Raw genomic sequence first — 17,559 nt, 5'->3', positions numbered from 1 at the left:
GGGTCGTCAGGTGGTCGGTTCAACTGAGCTGTCGACCGAGGTCGGTCAGGCATCGTGCGGTCGCCGAGAGAGGATGGCGCGCCGCGTTTGCATAGCCCGCCTGTCGCAGGGCGGTCAACAGCCCGCGAGTCTTTCTCAGCCGGTCGAGGTCGCGCGCGAGCGCGGCGCAGTGCGTGAAGTCGGTGGCCATGCCGGAGGCGGCGAGCGCTTCACTGAGGCCGGGTACGGGCTGGTAGAGGACGGGGAGTCCGCACGCTTGGGCTTCCAGCGCGACCAGTCCCATGGCTTCCAGGGTGGTGGACGGCACGACCAGCACGTCGTGTTCGGTGAAGGCTTTCCACAGCTGTGGGCGGCGGAGCCAGCCGAGGTAGCGGACTCGTACGCCGGCTCGTTGCAGCAGCGGGGCCAATGCGTGGAACTGGGCCCTGGGCGCGGCGACGCTCAGCTCGACACCGGGCACGGGGGCCAGGCTCTTGATCAGGGCCTCGGCGCCCTTTTCGGCGGTCAGGCGGCCTGCGTACAGAAGCCGTAGATGGCTGGTGGAAGTGCGCGCAGGCCGGGCGGGCGGGTCGGTGAGCAGGTGGTCGGGGATGCCCCAGGGAATGTGGTTGATCTTGCGGCGTTCGATCTGCGGGGCGAGCTTGAGGAGGTGGTCGGCCATCGCGTGAGTGGGGACCACGATGGCGTCGGCGGTCCTGGCTGTCTCGCGCAGTACATGGAGCTGGTCTCGGTGCGTTTCGGCGAAGAGTAGGTCCGTGCCGTGGACGAGGGCGATCCGGGGGTGTGTGGGCAGGGCGCGAATGAGCGCTGGGGTGGCGCCGAACGCGAGGTGCTGCAAGTGGAGGACGCCGATCTGCGCTGGCTCGACTGCGTCAGCGAGGGCCCTGCGCAGTGCTTGTACGTAGCGAGCGAACGCGGAGCCTTCGAGGCACTTGCTGGCGACTGGCAGCAAATCGAGCCCGGTCGGGACCCGATGGTGGGTTCCGGGTGGTGCGAGCATGAAGGCGCGGGCGGGAATGAGGGGTCGCTCGCCGGTGTAGAGGTCGAGGAAGAGTTCGACGCTGCCGCCGGGGCTTCCGACGGGGAGATCCAGGAAGGCGGCGGCCATCGGGCCGGCGACCGACTGAGCGTTCACTGTGCTCCTCCGTCGATCTCCTCGTAGAGGCGCGAAATGTCGATGCCGTCCGTCGACGCGTACTTGGCGTCCTGCTGCTGGTAGCTGGCCGGGGCGCCGAAGGTGGTGAGAAAGACGAGCTTGCCGAAGGTCATGCCCGGATACACGCGCACCGGTCGGGCGGCGCGGATCTCCAGCGTCCAACGGATCGCATGGCCCTGGTGTCCGAGCGGAGCCGACACGTGAACCCAGATGCCCAGGGAGCCGGTGGTGCGGTCGCCGTTCAGCAGCTGGGCGTACGTCTCTGAACCGGTCCGCTCCAGCGTGATGCCGAGGTAGAGCAGGTCAGGGCACAGAACGAGGCCGGTGTCGGGGATGGGCTGCTCGGTGTAGGCGGTGGGGGTTGCGGCGTCGAGTTCGCCGTCGCAGAGGCGGATGGTGTCGCCGAGCCGCCAGTCGTAGGCGTTGGAGGAGACGCGGCTGGGCTCGTACGGGTCGATGGTGATCTCGCCGGATCGGACGGCGGCGGCGATGGCTGGGCCGGTGAGGATCACGATGCCACCGCCCGGAGTCGGGCGAGGTCTCGCCAGTAAGCGGAAGGCTGCGGTCCTGCGGCGGCCTGGTACTTGCCGCGGTAGAGGTCGACGGCGCCGCTGGAGAGGAAGAACATGATCTGCCCGATCCTCATGCCTGAGTACACGCGCAGCGGTCGGATCGGGGTGAGCATGAGCGTCCACTGGCCATGGAAACCGATGTCGCCGATGGGGGCGGTGATCTCGACGAACAGGCCGAGGCGTCCGACGGAGGAGCGGCCGAACAGCAGCGGCACGAAGGTGTCGGAGCCGATCTCTTCGAGGGTGTGGCCGAGGTAGAGCTCGCCCGGCTGGAGGACATGCCCGTCCGAGCCGATGGCGGTTTCGCGGGTGGGATTGGGCCGGTGGGCGTCCAGGACCGTGCTCGTGTACGTGATCAGCGTGGGGCCCAGACGCACGTTGTAGCTGTTGGGGTTGACCTGATCGGCGGCGAACGGGGTGATGCGGAGGCGGCCGTCGTGAGCGGCAGCAGTGATCTCCGGGCCGGTGAGGATCACGACCTGCCTCCTTCCGTGGTGTCGGGAGCGGTGAGGACGTGCTGGACGGCCTGGTCCAGCCGCAGGCCGGCCTCGTGCGTGCGCTCGCCGAGGTAGGTGTCGGCGAGGTAGTCGGTGGTCAGCATGGTGGTGACGGCGTCCGGCAAGGAATCGGGGGCGGTGACGAGCGGGCCGGTCTGGGTGCTCAGATGTGCCAGCAGGCGAGGGAGGTCGTTGCGTGCCGGCTCCGGCACGTGGGCGTGTACCAGCTGGTTGGCGAACGGCTCGATGGAGAGCAGGTCGCCCAGGGTGAGGGTGTCGCCGAGTGGTACGGAGCGTAGTGCCGTCTCGTTGAGGATGACCGCGTCTGCCCCGAGTGCCGTACGCAGGCGTGCGGTGAGGTCCACGAGCAGGCTGCGTCGGTCCAGAGACTGGTGGCGGTAGGCCGGTCTGATCGGGCCGAGGACGTCGGCCAGTTGCTGCTTGACGTCCTGAATCTGCGAGTGCAGGCGCGCAAGCTCCGTGGGAACGACGCTCGGGACCTGATCCGGGAAGGAGGTGGTGCCCGCACCCCATCCCGTGCCCGCGGGCGTGGCGATCGCATAGCCGTTGGCGAGTTCCCGGCCCTTGACGACCAGGGTGCCACCGACGCGGACCGGCCCGTACTGATCGCTGTGGCAGTGCCCGGCAAAGACCACGTCGAGGGAGGGACAGGTTGCCGCGAGTTTCCGGTCGGCGTCGAAGCCGGAGTGGCTGAGCAGGACCCAGCTGTCCACCTCGTGGTGGTGGGCGAGCATCAGCTCGCGTAGGGCCTGGACGGGATCGGTGACGCAGTGGCCGGCTCGCTGGGCGGCCGGGACGGAGTGGAAGGCTCGCCGACCGATCACAGCTGTTACGCCGACGCGCCGTCCATCGATGGCGGCGATGTACAGGCGGCGGAACAGAGCGTCGCCGGTGTGGGCATCGACGGCGTTGGCGCAGACGGTGCGCCGGTGAAGGCCGGGTTCGAAGTGGTGGGGCCAGCCGTGGTTGCCGGGGGCCAGCACGTCGTACAGCCTGAGCAGGATCTCCCGCTCGATGGCGCCGCGAGCGAGGCGGTAATACCCGCTGCCTTCGAAGAAGTCACCGCAGTCCACGATGAGCGAGGTCGGCCGCAGCGCGTGGAGGTGGGTCAGGAACGGTGCGGCGTAGTCGAAGGCGGAGTGGACGTCGGTCGTGGCAACGATCTGACGCAGGTTCCGTCCGTTGGTGGTCATGGGGTGACCTCGCAGATGTCGGCGCCCAGGGTGCGCAGCTTGCCGGACAGGTCGGCGTGGCCGCGGCGCAGTTGGTCGAGGCCACCGATGGTGGTGACGCCGCGGGCGGTGAGGCCGGCGACAATGAGGGCTGACCCGGTGCGGATGTCGGTGGCTTCGACACCCGAGCCCGTCAGCTGTTGAGGCCCGGTCAGGCGGCATTCGGTGGAGGAGATTTCCTCGATCTCGGCGCCCAGGCGGGCCAGCTGGGCCAGCAGGTTGCCGTGGCGGCCGGGGTTGATGGCGTCGGCGAACAGATGGGTGCCGGGGAGTCCCAGGGCGAGTGCCATGAGCGGTGGTTCGAAGTCGGCGTCCAGGCCGGCGGGACTCAGGGAGGCGATGGCTCGCAGGGAACGGCCAGTGGGGGCTGTCTCCTGGGCGCGGACGGTGAGACCGCCCGGCTGCTCGTCTGCGGGGATGCCGAGCTGATGAAGGGCGGCCACGAACGGGCCTACGTCCTTGGCCTGCACGCCGTCGATGCGGGCGATACCGCGCGTCGCGGCGATCGCGCAGGCCAGCGTGGCTGCCTCGACCTTGTCTCCGGGCACTGTCCAGTTGGCGGGGGCAGTCGGCGGCGAGGCGGGCGGTGAGAGAGTGAGCATATGCTCGCCGGCGCGCGTCTCCCAGCCCACCGAACTGAGGGCGCCGAGCACGCTCAGGACTTCCGGCGAAAGGTTGGGCTGCCCCAGCCGTAAGGGCCGGCCGGTCGTGAGAGCGCGCAGTGTCGCTGCCACGGTCGCACCGCGAGAGCGGAAGGGCAGCGCGATGGAGACGGTGCCAGTGCGAGGGGCGACGGCCTCGACGCAGTAGGAGGAGTGGTCCTGCTGGCTCCGGTCGCCGAACGCCTCGTACACCTTGAAGTGCAGTTCCATCCCGCGCGCACCGATTCGGCAGCCGCCCGGCCAGGGCAGCCGCGCCTGGCCGTAACGCGCGATCAGGGCGGGGACGAGGTAGTACGAGGCGCGGATGTGGGCCGCCTGCGCCAGATCGGGCAACCTCCGAGATGTCTCCGTCGGCAGGATCACATACGTGGTCGGTTCGCCGGCGGGCTGCGCGACATGCCAGCCCGCCTGTTGCAGCAGAGCGAGCATGATCTGGACGTCTGTACTGTCCGGGACGTTGCTCAGCCGAACCAGGCGCCCGAGGGCAGCCGCGGCGGCCAAGAGTGGCAGAGCGGCGTTCTTGGAGCCGTCGACGCTCACGGTGCCGGCGAGTGGCGGCCCAGGGTGTACGGCGATCACCTCGGCGGCCACGCCGGAGGCGGGGCTGGTCGACATCGTCAACTCCTTTGCAGAGGGAGAGGATGGGCGATTTCCTGGTTGGGTCTGGTGGTCAGGTCGATCTCGGCCCAGCACCGCTTGCCGTTTTCCATCGGCTCGGCGTGGTACCGGTCGCTGAGAGCGGCGACGAGGAACAGGCCCCGACCGCCCTCGCTGTCCGCATCCGGCAGACCCGGCTGGGGCAGCACCGGGCTCGCGTCGCAGACCTCGATCCGCAGGACGTCCACGTCGAGGCGGACCGTGAGCGAGACTGAGCGGGTGCCGGCGTACTGCACCGCGTTGGTGACAAGCTCGCTGATCACGAGTTCGGCGGTGCGCACCACCTCCGTGCCCAGCCCCTCGTCCCAAAGCGCTATCGCGTACACGGCCCGATGGCGGGCGGTGGACGCTGCGGCGGGCGTTGCGGGGACGGAGAAAGTGAACTGGTGCGCTTCCATGCACGGCCTCCCGGTGTAGGTGTGGCCACACCAAGCAACCAGCCCGTCGCCGTGAGTGGTGAGCCCTGGCGTGGGCGCTGCATGACTTATGCAGGAGCTGCATCACCGCCAACTACGGCTGACCTATGCTCGATCGGGCAGGCAGGATCAGCGACGGTGGAAGGAGCCGTGGCAGATGGCCGACGCGCATGGGGAAGCGAGACGGATCGGAGAACGGATCCGTCGGGCGCGGGTGTTACAGCGGCGTTCACAGCGCGGTGTGGCCGCAGCGCTCGGGTATCACCAGTCCAAGGTGAGCCGTCTGGAGAGCGGTCGCGGCACGGAGGACATTCGCGTACTACGCGCCGTCGCGCAGGAACTTGGCATCCCGCCCGACGAGTTGGGACTCGCCCCCGCTCAGAACCTCCCCACCACCGATCAAGAAGCTGACGACATGCACCGCCGCACCTTCCTCGCCGCGAGCATCGCAGCGCTCGCGGCCCCGGCCGGCTCTACGACCTCGCACACCGCCCTCGTCCAGGCCCTCCTGCCCGGGCCCGGCCCTGCGGGCGCCGATGGCCCACAGGACACGGCTGTCCTGTACGAACGCGTCGGATCAGCACTCAGGCTTTTCCACACCTGCCACTACACAGAGCTGGAGCGTTGCCTCCCGAGCCTGATCGCCGACCTGCGGATGGCCGCCGGCGATGCGACGGACAGGGACATGGTGTCCCGGCTCCTGGCCACGGCGTACCAGACGACGACGAGTCTGCTGCTCAAACAGCACGACCAGGGCAATGCATGGCTCGCCGTCGGCCGGGCGATGGCAGAAGCCGAACGTTCAGGCGACCCGGTGGTCCTCGCCTCCAGCGTCCGTGTCCAGGCCCATGTCCTGGTCCGCGAGAAGCACGCCACCGAGGCCGTCACTCTGGTCCGGCACACCGCCGACCAGCTCACCGGCTCCTACGACCGGCGTTCACCGAAGTACCTCGCCGCCGTCGGACTGCTGCTCCTGCGCGGTGTGACCGCGGCCAGCAGTCGCGGTGACCGCGCGGCCACGAAGGAATTCCTCACCGAGGCCAAGGAAGTCTCCCGGTACGTCACCTTGGACCGGTCCGACGCATGGGTCACCTTCAGCCCGACCAACGTCGCCCTTCACGAACTCAGCGCCCTGGTGGCGTTCGGCGACGCCGGCCTCGCCCTCCAAGCTGCCCGCCCCCTCATGCGCCGGCACATCCCGGTCCCCGAGCGGCGCGCCGCTCTGTGGGTGGAGGCGGCTCGCGCCTACAGCCAGCAGGGCCGCCTCGCCGACGGCTACCAGGCTCTGCGCATCGCCGAGACCTGCGCCGCCCAGGACATCCGCCGTCCCGACGTCCGTAACCTGGTCGCCGACATGGCCGCCCGGGACCGCCGTCGTACCCTGCCGGAACTGCACCGCTTCAGCCGCCAACTGGGAGTCCCCGCGTGACCGAACCGACCGTCCCGGACAAGAAGCCCTTTTTGTATGTCGTCGTCTGCGCGGCGGGTGTTGCCCCTGATGTCGGCAAGCTGATCACGGCCGCCCAGGAGGCGAATTGGGACGTCGGTGTCATCGCGACACCGCAGGGCCTCGGCTTCATCGACACGACGGCGGTCGAGGCACAGACCGGGTACCCGATCCGCTCAGCCTGGCGTTCGCCGGGGGACCCCCGCCCGCTACCGCCTGCGGATGCCATCGCGGTCGCCCCCGTCTCCTTCAACACGATCAACAAATGGGCCGCAGGGATTTCCGACACCCTTGCCCTGGGCATCCTGTGCGAGGCGTACGGCATGGGCATCCCGACCGTGGCACTGCCCTACCTGAACTCCGCTCAGGCCGCCCACCCCGCCTACCAGCAGAGCCTGGACCGGCTGCGGGCGATGGGTGTCCTGATCGGCTCCTGCGAACCACATCGGCCGAAGGCCGGCGGCGCGGCGGATCGTTTCCGATGGGAGGAAGCCCTGGAACTGCTGGCACCCGAAATGAGGTAGGACGGCACGGTCCTCGATGCTCAGGGCCGTCGTTATCGCCGCCGCAACTGTGGCGATGGTGGGACCGCAGTGGCCGTTGCCGTCTGGACGGGAGCAGCAGAGCGCGGTGCTGCGCTTCGGGCCAGCGCCGCACGGGCTCGCTCGCTGGGCGCGTGCCTTTGGGAAAGGCGTTGGATGCGCCACGTGAGGGTCCTGGCGGTGGAGCGTGCACCGTCCAGTGTGCGTTGGTCGGCGGCGTGCCGGAGGAGCTGGCGGGTGTCGTGGCCGGCCGTCTCGGCATGGGTGAGAGTGGCGGCCAGTGCAGGCCAGGCGGCGTCGCCGAAGATCTGCTCGGCGTAGTCGGGCAGGACGGCTCGTATGTGCTGGGCATGGCGTTCCACGGTGTGGGTGGGTAGCTTGTGCTGAGCCAGGGCGGCCAGTGGTTGAGCTGCGGCGTGCTCGTAGGCCACCCGGAGGTAGGTCAGAGCCTGTTGGGCGGCGACGACCTGTTGGTCGTGCCGACGGGCCCGGAGCCAGTGGGCTGCGGCGATGACGACCAGGACAGCGACGTCGAGGAACGTCGCCAGCCCGCTCGCGTCGCCGGCGACCGGTGCGGTACGCAGCGCGCGTACCGCGCTGCGCAGGGCGCGTGCCTGATCCTGGTCGGCCTGGATGCGGGAGCGGGAGGCGCGTTCGAAGGCGGCGGCGGCCTGCAGAAGCTGTGCTCGCAGGTGGCTGGGGGCGAGCAGTGGCAGGGCGTCGAGTGCCTCGGCGAAGGCCGCGATGTGTGCCTGGGCGGCCGTGTCGTCGCTCTGGTCGAGGTGGTGGGGGATGCGTTCGGCCGCTGCGGTGGCCTGGTGCCACGGGTTCGGCCTGCGTCGGCCGCCCGCTTCGTTGACTGATGGGGCGGTGATGCCGGTGAGACGTTCCGCGATCTTGGGGAAGGACAGGTCGGGAGCGAGTGCGGAGCCGGAGAACCAGACCGGCTCTCCTGCGGCGTTGGTGTCGCCTTCCACGGCGACCTTGTAGCCGCGTACGTCCCCGGAGGGAAAGCGCTGGACGTCGACGCGCACGTCGTCGACGTCGGCGAGCAGGTGGAAGAACTCTTCGGGGCTGGTGGCGACGGACACCAGTTGACGGACGGTGGTGCGCAGCCGTTCGCGTGAGGTCTTCTGCCGGCCTCGGCGGTGGGCCTTCTCCTGCTCGGCCCGGGTGGGCCGCTTGGCGGCGGTGCGGTCACCGCGCACGACCTGGTGGAGTCCGTACTCCTTCTCGATCGCTGCGAGTTCGCGGTCGGCGGTGAGGTAGTCGTTCCAGTGGCGTGCGGTGCGCAGGTCGCCGCGGACCTTGGTGGCGGCGATGTGGATGTGGTCGGGTGCGTGACGGACGGCGACCCAGCGGCAGCCGTCCGGGTCGCCTTGTGGCGCGATGCCGGTGGCCGCCACAACGCGGTGGGCGATGTCGGCCCACTCCTCGTCGCTGAGGTGGCGGTCGGTTGTGGCGGCGCGGAGGGAGCAGTGCCAGACGTGCCGCTCGGGTGCTCGGCCGAGCCGGCGTGCTTGCTTGACGCGCAGGTCGAGGTCGGCCACGAGGAGCTTCCTTGTGGCGGTGAAGTCGTCCGCGCGGCCGGGGTCGGGGGCGAAGCCGTCCCAGGAGGTGACGAGGTGGGGGTCGGTGTGGTCTTTGGCCTTCTTGGTGTCGAACAGGTAGCGGATCAGGCCAGCCGTGTCCTTGCCGCTGCTGATCTTGGCGATCACCGGGCGGCCTTGTTGGTGACGGTCTGGTTCGTAGCTGCGGCGATCTCGCTGATGGCAGTGCGGACCGCGCCCAGGGTGCGTTCGGTCTGGGCGAGGGTGGTGGTATCCCCAGGGTGTGGATGGCCGCCGGAGTTGAGCTTCCGGGCGATCTGGTTGGCGTTGCTGCCGATCTTGGCAACCTGCTGGCGCAGGGCGGTCAGCTCATCGATGTAGTCGTCCAGCGGGGTGCGCTGGCCCGGGAGGGCGAGGTCGCCGTGTATGTGGGCCATGACGACGGCGCCGACGTAGTGGGCGCCGGCGATGTTGAGCGATCGAGCCTTGGCGAGGATGGCGCTCTTCTCTTCCACGCTGTACCGCACGTCGACGCGTTCCTTGCGCTGGGTGTCTTTGCGCTTGCGGCGACGGGCGATGCGGTGCAGGGCGGCGGCTTCGGCCGCGCGCGGCAGGACGACGGCCTCGGCCTCGGCGCGCTGCTCCTCCTCGGGTGCCCCCTGGCGCCCGAGCTCCTTCGTCACCCCCGGGGCGGAGGTGTTCGCGTTGGACCGGCCCTTGGACGGTCCAACGGCATACCTTGCTGGCTGGGTGACGGCGGGGGTTGCGCCGTACTGGCTGGTGGGGAGTTCGCGGTCCGGGTCGTACATCGAGAGGTTCTCCGTGCGGCGTTGAGGGGGGTGGATAGCTGGTCGCCCCCTGCTTGTCCCCGTGCTGGGCTGCATGGGGACACGCGGGAGGGAGTCGAACGCGAGGTGATGAGCGCGCGGCGACGGTGTCCCTAGAGGGGACGGGCCGGTGTCTTGTCGGGCTCGGTCTGCCGCTGACGGGCGGCCTGGTCGAGTTCGGCCTGGACTTGGTCCTTGATCTGGGTCAGGCGGTCCTTGCCGATGCGGTGTCCAGCGGATCGGATGGCCGCCTCTATGTTGCGGCGCGAAGCGCGGTCTCCGCGTCCCAGTGGTGCGGTGCGAGCGACGACGAGGAGTTCGTCGAAGGTGGCGCCGTTCTCGCCGTCGCCTTCTGCATTGGCGAACAGCTTCCGGGGCTGCGGCACGTCGGCCATCTTGGCCACCGAATCCGTGTGCTCGGCCACGTCGGGCACGCTCTCTGCCTGCTCCGGCAAGCCGGTGCGGACTTCGGCGGATGCAGGCTGCTCGGGGCCACCGGTGTGGTTGTGGCTGTGGTCGGACATCTTGTGGCTCGTTGGGGCGGTGGCCTCCTGGGCGTGGCTGGGGTGGCGGCGGATGACGAGGTCGAGATGGACGGCGCCGGCCAGAGCGAGTGGGGCGATGGCGGAAAGGGCACCGACGGTGACGTCGTCCAGGTGGAGCGCAGCGGTACGGGCCTCCTGGTTGAGGCGGACGGCATGCAGGGCGTTGGCCCAGATGCTGGTGACGGTGGCGAGGCCGACGAGCGCCCAGACGTACAGCCGGGAGCGCCACGGCGCGGTGCGCAGGATCAGCAGGGCGGCAACGCCTATGGCGATGAAGCCGTCGATCACCAGCGGGAAGGCGTACGTGAGCAGCCCGCGGACGTGGATGGCGACGGCCATCTGCCGCAGGGCGTCGTAGGAGAGGGCGAAGCCGATGGTGCCGACCAGGGCGACTCCGAGGCGGATCGCCGCGGTCAGGACCGGCACGGGCGTCGGGAGGGTGCGTGAAGGCAAGCGGGGGACTCCAGGCGGGGAGAGGGTGCGATGGGCACGGGCTGAGGCTGCTGGGAGGGGGCGGGGTCTCGTCGCACTCGTCGCATGCCTGGTCAGGCAGGTACGGAAGGCTGCCGTGATACGAGTGGACTCGTCACGGCAACGACACTCGTCGCGGGGCTGACCTGCGACGCGACGAGTGCGACGAGTCTTTACGGGTGCAGGCCCGGACGGGAAGCGGCGCTCTCGTCGCCGCCCTTGGGGGTCGGCTCCTCGGGGCAGTAGCGGGCCCAACTGTCGGCGAAGCGCAGGCGGGCGAAGCCCTTGGCCTGCCGGCCGCCCTCGAAGCGGTGGGTGGCCGCCTTGATGTCGAAGTCCTTCAGCAGGATCCCCAGGTGGCGTGGGCCCAGGCCGGCCGTGCCGTACTCCGCCCAGGGAGCCTCCTGGTCCTTGAGGAGTTCGTCCAGCAGGTCGCGGGTGCGCATGATGTCGGGGTCTCCGCAGCGTGCGAAGGCACGGCGGATGTCCTGCAGCAGGCGAGTCTTCAGGTTCGACTCCTCGTCCTTGCCCGCCTCGGCCGCACACATGGCCACGCAGGCGGCGCGCGCCTGCTCGGGCCACGTGCCATCGGCCAGTTCCGCGACGATCACCAGCGGCTCCCAGGTGTCCGCCGCCCGGTCCTCGACCGGCATGTGCGGTACCAGGTCTGCCGCGGTGTCCATCAGAGGACGCAGCCAGGCGGCAAGCCGGTCGCGCAGGTCGTGCAGTGCGGGGATGTCCCGGCGGGAGCGGAACTGTTCCACCCGCTCCCCGTTCTTGCGGCGCTGCATGCGGATCACCACCGCCCGGTCCATGACCGTGTCCGGCAGGTCACCGATTCCGGCGAGCGCGGCCATGGCGAAGGTGGGGAATGCCTGCGGTTTGTGTTCGGGGCCGGAGATCCGCAGGGCGGGCCGGTTGCGCTGATGGCCGGCGTTGAGCAGACCGCGCAGTTCCTCGTTCTTCTCTGCGGCCTTGATGCTGCCGAAGATCGTGTCGGCTTCGTCCACCAGCAGCGTGGGCGGGTCGTCACCGATGGCGCGGAAGACTACTGCCGGACTGGTGTTCACGGTGATCAGCGGCTCGTGCACCGTCTCGGTGATCACATCCAGGAGGCGGGACTTGCCGCACCGTTTCGCCGGCCCGACGATCGCCAGACGGGGCGCGTGCTGCAGAGCGGGTTGCACGTGGCTGGCTGCCACCCACAACGTGACCGCGTCCAACGCCTCCTGTGAGGGCAGGATCACGAACTTCGCTACCTGCGCACGCAGTTCGTCCAGTAGCGCCGATCCGACGGTCGTTTCGGGCTGTGGCACTTCCTCCTTGGTAGGCCGATCGGCCGAAGCGGCATCCGGTGCGTCCTCGACGGGTGCGGCGGCTCCGGCTGTCTGGTCACCAGGTCGGCCGGGAACGGCGACCTGCGGCCAGGCGGCGGTCACGGGTGCGGAATAGTGCGCGGGGTTCTCAGGTTGCACTGGGCGGTTCCTCTTCTGCGGCGCCGGGCATGCAGGCCCAGCGGCGCGGATCGTTCGTTGGATTCGTGCGACGGGGATTCCCGAGCCTCCGGCGTTGCCGCGCCGGAGGCTCGCTGTGTCCCGAGACGGGACACCCGTTGTGTCCCGAGACGGGACACCCGCTTCGTTCCCCGAGGGAACACGGACAGTACGTCCGCCCCCGGCAACAGTCCAGCGTTTCTGTGTCAGCTCAGCGCAGAACCGTCTGCTACGCTCCCGTGACTTCACGCCGCCAGACCTAGCAGCTCCAACAGGTCTGCGGTCACCACCCGATAGGCGTTGCCCAGCCGTAGCACCTTGCACGGGTAGGCGCCCCGCTTCGCCAGCTCGTACCCCTTGCTCCGGCCGAGTCCCAGCGCCCGGTTGCTCGTGTCCAGGTCAACCGCCACGGGGAGGGCGAGCATCTCCTCTCGGCTCATCCCTTTCGAGTCCTTCGGCCGTCCGGCCATCGTTTCTTCGCGCATATAGTGCGCCCCTTTCCATGCAGCCCTCGGCGAACGTGGTCATCACATCCGGCTCCAGGCGTCTACAAACCAGGATGGCGAAGTTAATGTGTCTTCATGACACAGCACGGTTTCGATGATGGAAGTGACGAGGACGACGTCCCCGAGTGGGTGGATCGGATCAAGGCCAACGTGGCCGGCGAGGTGCGGCGCAGAAGGAAGGAGATGGGATGGAGCGCGCAGGAGCTGGCGGAGCGGTGCGAGGAGCTCGGGCATCCCATCCCGCGCAACGTGATCGCGAACATGGAGTCCGGGCGCCGGGCCAACCTGCCGTTGGTGGACGTAATGGTCCTGGCGGCGGCACTGGACACGTACCCGGTCTGCCTGATCTTCCCGGTCGGCTACGTCGAGAAGACCCAAGAACTGCCGTTCCAGCACCTCGTGCCCACCTGGGAGGCTCTGCGCCGCTTCACCGGTGAGGAGGACGTGCCTGGCTACGACGTGGGCCTGGTCCCCGACTTCGAACTGCACGCCAGCCTCGTCCGGACCGCTATCGCCGCGCTCGAAGAGGAAGAACGGGCACGGTTCGCGACCAAGGCAGCCACCAGCCGCGCCGAGAAGGAAGAGGCCGAGCGCCAGCGGGTCAAGTACGCCGACCAGGCCGTCTCTGCCAAGTACAGGCTCCGTCACCTTCGCCGCGACCTACGCGAGGAGGGGGCCACCCCACCGGATCTGCCACCCGCGCTGGGCGACGTCGACCCATCCGAACCCGATACCGACACCATCCCGGAGGAACGCCTTTGAAGGGCTCCACGCACCGCCGCTGCTACTGCCGCGACCCCCACACCGGCAAGCCGCTCGGCAAGAAGTGCCCCAAGCTCTCCAGCCGCAAGCACGGCTCGTACTCCATACGCCAGGAGCTCCCGCCCCGCGAGGACGGCACCCGCCGCTCCTTCAGCCGCGCCGGCTACGACAGCCTCAAGGCCGCCCAAGCCGACCTCGACCACGTCCGCGCCTTGCTCGGCCTCGCCGAAGCCGGCGACGCCGAGGGCCTGGCCCAGATCGCCGAGTTGCTGGAGAAGGTGGCCGTGGAAAAGGCGCCGCTGCCGGACATCGAGGCGACCCGCAGGCGCCTCAGCCACGGCCTGGACCTGACCAGCCGTCTCACCGTCGGTGAATGGCTGGACACGTGGCTGGCCGGCAAGAAGGGGCGGCAGAGCGCCATCAGCCGCGACGAGAGCAACATCAGGGTCCACCTGAAACCGCGCATCGGGCAGCTGCGGCTCGACCGCCTCCGGGTCACCCACCTCTCGGAGATGTTCGAGGCCATCGCCGAGGCCAACGTCGAGATCGCCGAAGGCAACGCCGAACGGCGTAAGGCGTTCGAGAATCTGGCCCAGATTCCCTGGAAGGGCCAGGAGCACCGTGCCCGCCGTAAGGCGATGAAGGCGGCCATCGAGGAGATGGAGCCCTACCGTCGCATCGTGGGCCCGGCTACCCGCCAGCGCGTCCGCTCCACCCTGCGGGCCGCGCTGAACGCCGCGATCGCCCAGCAGCTCATCACCTTCAACCCGGCGGCCCACGTCGACTTGGAGGCGGGCAAGCGGCCCAAGGCACTGGTGTGGACCGAGGAGCGAATCCTCCACTGGAAGCGCACCGGCGAGAAGCCCTCACCCGTCATGGTCTGGACGCCGGAGTACACCGGCCTCTTCCTCGACCACGCCGCGGAGGACCGCCTGTACGCCCTGTTCCACCTGATCGCTTTCCGCGGGCTGCGACGGGGCGAGGCGTGCGGGCAGAAGTGGACCGACACCAACCTGGACGCCGGTCTCATCACCGTCGCCAAGCAACTCGTCGTAGACGGCTGGGAGGTGTACGAGGACGACCCCAAGACCGACGCCGGCGCACGCACCATCGCGCTCGACTCCGACACGGTCCAGGCCCTCAAACGGCACCGCGCCCAGCAGGACAAGGACCGCACGGAATGGGGCAGCGCCTGGGTGGAGACCGGCCGCGTCTTCACCAAGGAGAACGGCGAGACGCTCCACCCCGCCAACGTCACCCGGCGGTTCATCGAGCTGTACGAGGAGATCGACCTCCCGCCGGTCCGGCTCCACGACCTCCGTCACGGTGCCGCGACGCTGGCCCACGCGGCCGGGGCCGACCTGAAGGACATCCAGGAGATGCTCGGCCACTCTTCGATCACTATCACGGCGGACACGTACACGAGCCTGCTCCCCGAGGCGGATCTCGCGATCGCCGAGGCCGCAGCCAGGCTCGTGCCACGGGCCCGTAAGGCGGAAGAGTCCGTGCCGGATCATGCTGATCCGTCGGGCGACATGCGGGAGATCAACTCCCCGTCCGCTCACGCACCGCTCACGCAGACGGCCCCGGACGAGACGTCCGAGGCCGAATAAGACCCCTCCCTGGGGGAGAAACCCCAGGTCAGAGCGGTAACGCGTTGTGCCCCCGGCAGGATTCGAACCTGCGACACCCGCTTTAGGAGAGCGGTGCTCTATCCCCTGAGCTACGAAGGCCGGGGCCTGTGAAAAACCGCGGAGAACACCCAGCGAGTGGATCTTCAGCCGAGGCGTACAAGCCCGCTGGTCAGTGGGGGTGCGCTGGTGCTCGCGACGGGCGGACATCCTGCACGACCTGACCGCTGACGTGAACAGCGTAGCGGATCGGGGCGGAGCGGAGGAGTGTAGTACGGGGGTGGGGTGTTGCGAAGGGTGTGACCTGCGGTTTTCTGTGCGGGGATGGTTAGTGTTCGTCTCGGGTCGCGCGGAGCGGAGGCCCGGGTCGTCCGTTCCGTCGCCGACGTGGAGCCGAGGTCGTCACGGGTGTCGGCTTGATCGCCGTCGGCTTTTCGCGGCGTACTCCCGGGCCGGTAGCCTGGCTGCGTCTCGTCGAGCTGCTGGACGCGGACGCTGCGCGAGCGCCTTGGCCGGAGCTTCTGGGAGCTGATGATCGGCCGGGCGGCGCCGAGGAGCTGTGCTTTCTTGCCGACGCGCGGCTGTGCCGCCCCACGGCCTCGTGCGCGGAGCGGCACAGGATTTCGCGCTGCCATGCGTGTCCAACTGCAGGTGGTCAGCCGCCGTCAACGTAAGCACGTGCCGCGACCATGACGTCTTTGAAGCGCCCGTCGGCGATCACCGTAAGAGGGGCTTCGTCCTCGAGCTGGGGGTTCATCCCGATCATCCAGGCACGTGCTGTGTAGAGGCTCTCGGCGTCCTGGATGAGTTGGAGCACCTGCAGGGCCGCGCGAAGACGCTCTTCGGCCTCCTGGCGTGGTGCTGAATCGCCCGAAGCCCACTTGCCGACCTGTCGCGGATCGTTGATGTTGGTGATCCGAGCGGTCAGGCGCTGGCCGAGGTTGTCCTGCAGGAAACGAGCGATGTCCGCGATGGACATGCGTACCGTGGTGACGTGGGCTCGCTCGGCGCTTGCGGCACTCTTGGCGGCTGCAGGATTGTTGGCTGTGGTGGCCATGACACTTCCTCCCTCGTGGACTGACTGCCCGCTCGGCCGATGGCCGGCTGGTCGCGTGTCAGGCAACGGGCGCAGGACTTGATTGCGGGCAACTCGGCCTGCCACACGTCCGATGGAGTGCGGATGCGGGCTCGGCGCCGCTGGCTGATGTGACGCTTCTGATGAGTGGATCCGCGGGGAAGCGTGACCTCTGCGGCTCATGACGGCGTTAAACGTCCGTGGTCAGCATCGCTGCATGCCGGTCTCGGAGACGGATCCGGTGCTGGGCTGACTGAGGGGGCGCAGGCTGTGCAGCAGCTTGTCGCGATGCCTGTTGCTCGGCTGGCCGGCCTGCGGGGCGCCGTCACGAGATATCAGCGCGGTCGCAGACGTGGCGATGGATGCTGTTTGTAACTGGTGGACGACTGTGTTCATGGTCCCTCCGCAATAGTTCATGTGTTAAGGCTACCCAGAATCCACCTCTAACTCCACCGCTTTTGCGCTAACTTCTGCGGCCTGATCATTCATCAAGACCTCGTTGCTGAGCTGTGGTTGGGGCGCTGACGTGGGCCTTTTCTGGCTCTGGTTGTCTGAGGGGTCAGGTACGGGTCGGGGATTTTCCTCCGTTCGGGCTACGAGAGTGTTGGAGGTTTGAAGGTGGATGCGAGTGGGGGACGGGGAGTGTGAGCCGCAGCGTCAGCGGATGGTGAGTCCGTACTCTTCAGCGACTCTGCGCAGCCCCTCAGTCTCTGGCCAGATGGGCTGCCTCTCCGCCTCTTCCAGGTCGACATCGCTGAAGATGGCCCAGCACTGGCGCATCCCGAAGCGGGAGCGGTAGGCGATCCCGTGGATCAGCCGGCTCTGGTGCGAGTCGCGTTGTGCGATCGCCCAGGCGGCGATCTGGCGCGTCACCCTGCGGTTCGTGCCTTGAACGTGTTCGGCGGTCAGGTCGGTGATGTCGAACTGGGCCAACTCGTCCTTGAGCTCCCTCGACAACGTGCGCAGCGTCTGCTCGTCGTCGACGTCTAAGAACCGTGCTTCCTTGGCCGGCTGTAAGCGCACCAGTGTGTGCCGGGTGCGCCAGTCCTGGGGAAGGTTGCCGGGGCTCATGAAGTAGGGCTCGTCCCAGTCGTCGCCGATGAACTCACGCAGTTCGGGATCCACACGGAAGGGCGCCAGCGCCTCGGCGAAGCACCCGTCGAGGTCAGAGGCGCAGTACAGAGTGCCGTAGCTGACCAGGCTCCACCGGTTGCCCCCCGAGCGGCTGTCGTCCTCCCGGCTGATCTTGTTGTACTTGCGTGGGTTCTTGGCCTTTCCCAGGCGCCACACCCCGCGCTCCGGTGCCGGTATGAGACGCACCTCCAACGGTGTGCACTCGCTCATGGGCCGCTCCTCACTCGGGTCCGAACTCGCGCCTGTTGTCCTCAGGTCTGGCTGGTCGCTCACCGCACGTGAGGCAAGAGCAGGCGTGCTCGACTGCGTGCGGAGAGCCGGGCTCCATCTTCAAGGCATCCGCCTCTCGCTCAGCGTTGTGAC

The 17,559-nt window shown here is 68.8% G+C and carries 18 protein-coding genes and 1 tRNA gene; 4 read left to right on the top strand and 15 right to left on the bottom strand.

Annotation, left to right across the window (positions count from 1 at the left end):
- Positions 1–19 precede the first annotated feature (19 nt).
- The 6 genes from ACP4J0_RS01120 to ACP4J0_RS01095 are packed head-to-tail and all read right to left on the bottom strand — an operon-like array spanning position 20 to position 5,195.
- Positions 20–1,108 carry a glycosyltransferase family 4 protein gene (locus ACP4J0_RS01120; protein WP_426596906.1) on the bottom strand — a complete coding sequence of 363 codons (1,089 nt, stop codon included), beginning with the start codon at positions 1,106–1,108 and terminating at the stop codon, positions 20–22.
- Positions 1,109–1,131: 23 nt separating this feature from the next.
- Positions 1,132–1,668 carry a dCTP deaminase gene (locus tag ACP4J0_RS01115; protein WP_426596686.1) on the bottom strand — a complete coding sequence of 179 codons (537 nt, stop codon included), beginning with the start codon at positions 1,666–1,668 and terminating at the stop codon, positions 1,132–1,134.
- On the bottom strand, positions 1,665–2,204 hold the full coding sequence (gene dcd / locus ACP4J0_RS01110) for a dCTP deaminase (protein WP_426596685.1): 540 nt from the start codon (positions 2,202–2,204) through the stop codon (positions 1,665–1,667). Before dcd ends, ACP4J0_RS01115 begins: the two co-directional genes overlap by 4 nt.
- Positions 2,201–3,439, bottom strand: coding sequence for a metallophosphoesterase (locus ACP4J0_RS01105; protein ID WP_426596684.1), 1,239 nt, complete (start codon positions 3,437–3,439; stop codon positions 2,201–2,203). The genes dcd and ACP4J0_RS01105 overlap by 4 nt, the downstream gene beginning before the upstream one ends.
- Positions 3,436–4,755: a UDP-N-acetylglucosamine 1-carboxyvinyltransferase gene (locus tag ACP4J0_RS01100; RefSeq protein ID WP_426596683.1), complete on the bottom strand. Its 1,320-nt coding sequence runs from the start codon at positions 4,753–4,755 to the stop codon at positions 3,436–3,438. Before ACP4J0_RS01100 ends, ACP4J0_RS01105 begins: the two co-directional genes overlap by 4 nt.
- A 2-nt stretch (positions 4,756–4,757) precedes the next feature.
- On the bottom strand, positions 4,758–5,195 hold the full coding sequence (locus tag ACP4J0_RS01095) for an ATP-binding protein (protein WP_426596682.1): 438 nt from the start codon (positions 5,193–5,195) through the stop codon (positions 4,758–4,760).
- A 175-nt stretch (positions 5,196–5,370) separates the two neighbouring features.
- Between ACP4J0_RS01095 and ACP4J0_RS01090 the strand changes: the two genes are divergently transcribed.
- Positions 5,371–6,642: a helix-turn-helix domain-containing protein gene (locus ACP4J0_RS01090; protein ID WP_426596681.1), complete on the top strand. Its 1,272-nt coding sequence runs from the start codon at positions 5,371–5,373 to the stop codon at positions 6,640–6,642.
- A complete protein-coding gene (locus ACP4J0_RS01085; protein WP_386905791.1) occupies positions 6,639–7,184 on the top strand; it encodes a flavoprotein in 546 nt (181 codons plus the stop codon). Before ACP4J0_RS01090 ends, ACP4J0_RS01085 begins: the two co-directional genes overlap by 4 nt.
- Before the next feature lie 32 nt (positions 7,185–7,216).
- On the opposite strand, the gene ACP4J0_RS01080 is transcribed toward ACP4J0_RS01085, so the two are convergent.
- The 5 genes from ACP4J0_RS01080 to ACP4J0_RS01060 all read right to left on the bottom strand — a co-directional run bounded on the left by ACP4J0_RS01080 (position 7,217) and on the right by ACP4J0_RS01060 (position 12,573).
- Entirely contained in the window at positions 7,217–8,920 is a 1,704-nt protein-coding gene (locus ACP4J0_RS01080) for a relaxase/mobilization nuclease domain-containing protein (RefSeq protein ID WP_426596680.1), read from the bottom strand.
- Entirely contained in the window at positions 8,917–9,561 is a 645-nt protein-coding gene (mobC, locus tag ACP4J0_RS01075) for a plasmid mobilization relaxosome protein MobC (protein WP_426596679.1), read from the bottom strand. Before mobC ends, ACP4J0_RS01080 begins: the two co-directional genes overlap by 4 nt.
- A 131-nt stretch (positions 9,562–9,692) precedes the next feature.
- Positions 9,693–10,577, bottom strand: coding sequence for a DUF2637 domain-containing protein (locus ACP4J0_RS01070; RefSeq protein ID WP_426596678.1), 885 nt, complete (start codon positions 10,575–10,577; stop codon positions 9,693–9,695).
- Between the two features lie 191 nt (positions 10,578–10,768).
- Positions 10,769–11,911 (bottom strand): DUF3631 domain-containing protein, encoded by a 1,143-nt coding sequence (locus ACP4J0_RS01065; RefSeq protein ID WP_426596677.1) that lies wholly within the window; start codon positions 11,909–11,911, stop codon positions 10,769–10,771.
- Positions 11,912–12,333: 422 nt separating this feature from the next.
- Positions 12,334–12,573: a hypothetical protein gene (locus tag ACP4J0_RS01060; RefSeq protein ID WP_386905781.1), complete on the bottom strand. Its 240-nt coding sequence runs from the start codon at positions 12,571–12,573 to the stop codon at positions 12,334–12,336.
- Between the two features lie 96 nt (positions 12,574–12,669).
- Between ACP4J0_RS01060 and ACP4J0_RS01055 the strand changes: the two genes are divergently transcribed.
- Positions 12,670–13,356 (top strand): helix-turn-helix domain-containing protein, encoded by a 687-nt coding sequence (locus tag ACP4J0_RS01055; protein ID WP_426596676.1) that lies wholly within the window; start codon positions 12,670–12,672, stop codon positions 13,354–13,356.
- On the top strand, positions 13,353–14,969 hold the full coding sequence (locus ACP4J0_RS01050) for a site-specific integrase (RefSeq protein ID WP_426596675.1): 1,617 nt from the start codon (positions 13,353–13,355) through the stop codon (positions 14,967–14,969). The genes ACP4J0_RS01055 and ACP4J0_RS01050 overlap by 4 nt, the downstream gene beginning before the upstream one ends.
- Before the next feature lie 47 nt (positions 14,970–15,016).
- Here ACP4J0_RS01050 and ACP4J0_RS01045 read toward each other — a convergent pair.
- The 4 genes from ACP4J0_RS01045 to ACP4J0_RS01030 form a co-directional block, all read right to left on the bottom strand.
- Positions 15,017–15,089 (bottom strand) — tRNA-Arg (locus ACP4J0_RS01045).
- Positions 15,090–15,642: 553 nt separating this feature from the next.
- Positions 15,643–16,044: an XRE family transcriptional regulator gene (locus tag ACP4J0_RS01040; RefSeq protein ID WP_426596674.1), complete on the bottom strand. Its 402-nt coding sequence runs from the start codon at positions 16,042–16,044 to the stop codon at positions 15,643–15,645.
- Positions 16,045–16,266: 222 nt separating this feature from the next.
- Complete coding sequence (locus ACP4J0_RS01035) at positions 16,267–16,458, bottom strand: hypothetical protein (protein ID WP_426596673.1); 192 nt, start codon at positions 16,456–16,458, stop codon at positions 16,267–16,269.
- Between the two features lie 261 nt (positions 16,459–16,719).
- Positions 16,720–17,406: an RES family NAD+ phosphorylase gene (locus tag ACP4J0_RS01030; protein WP_426596672.1), complete on the bottom strand. Its 687-nt coding sequence runs from the start codon at positions 17,404–17,406 to the stop codon at positions 16,720–16,722.
- Positions 17,407–17,559 lie beyond the last annotated feature (153 nt).

Source organism: Streptomyces sp. WG7 (assembly GCF_049975785.1).
In the GTDB taxonomy this organism is placed as follows: domain Bacteria; phylum Actinomycetota; class Actinomycetes; order Streptomycetales; family Streptomycetaceae; genus Streptomyces.
This window is presented reverse-complemented; position numbering and strand designations above follow the sequence as displayed.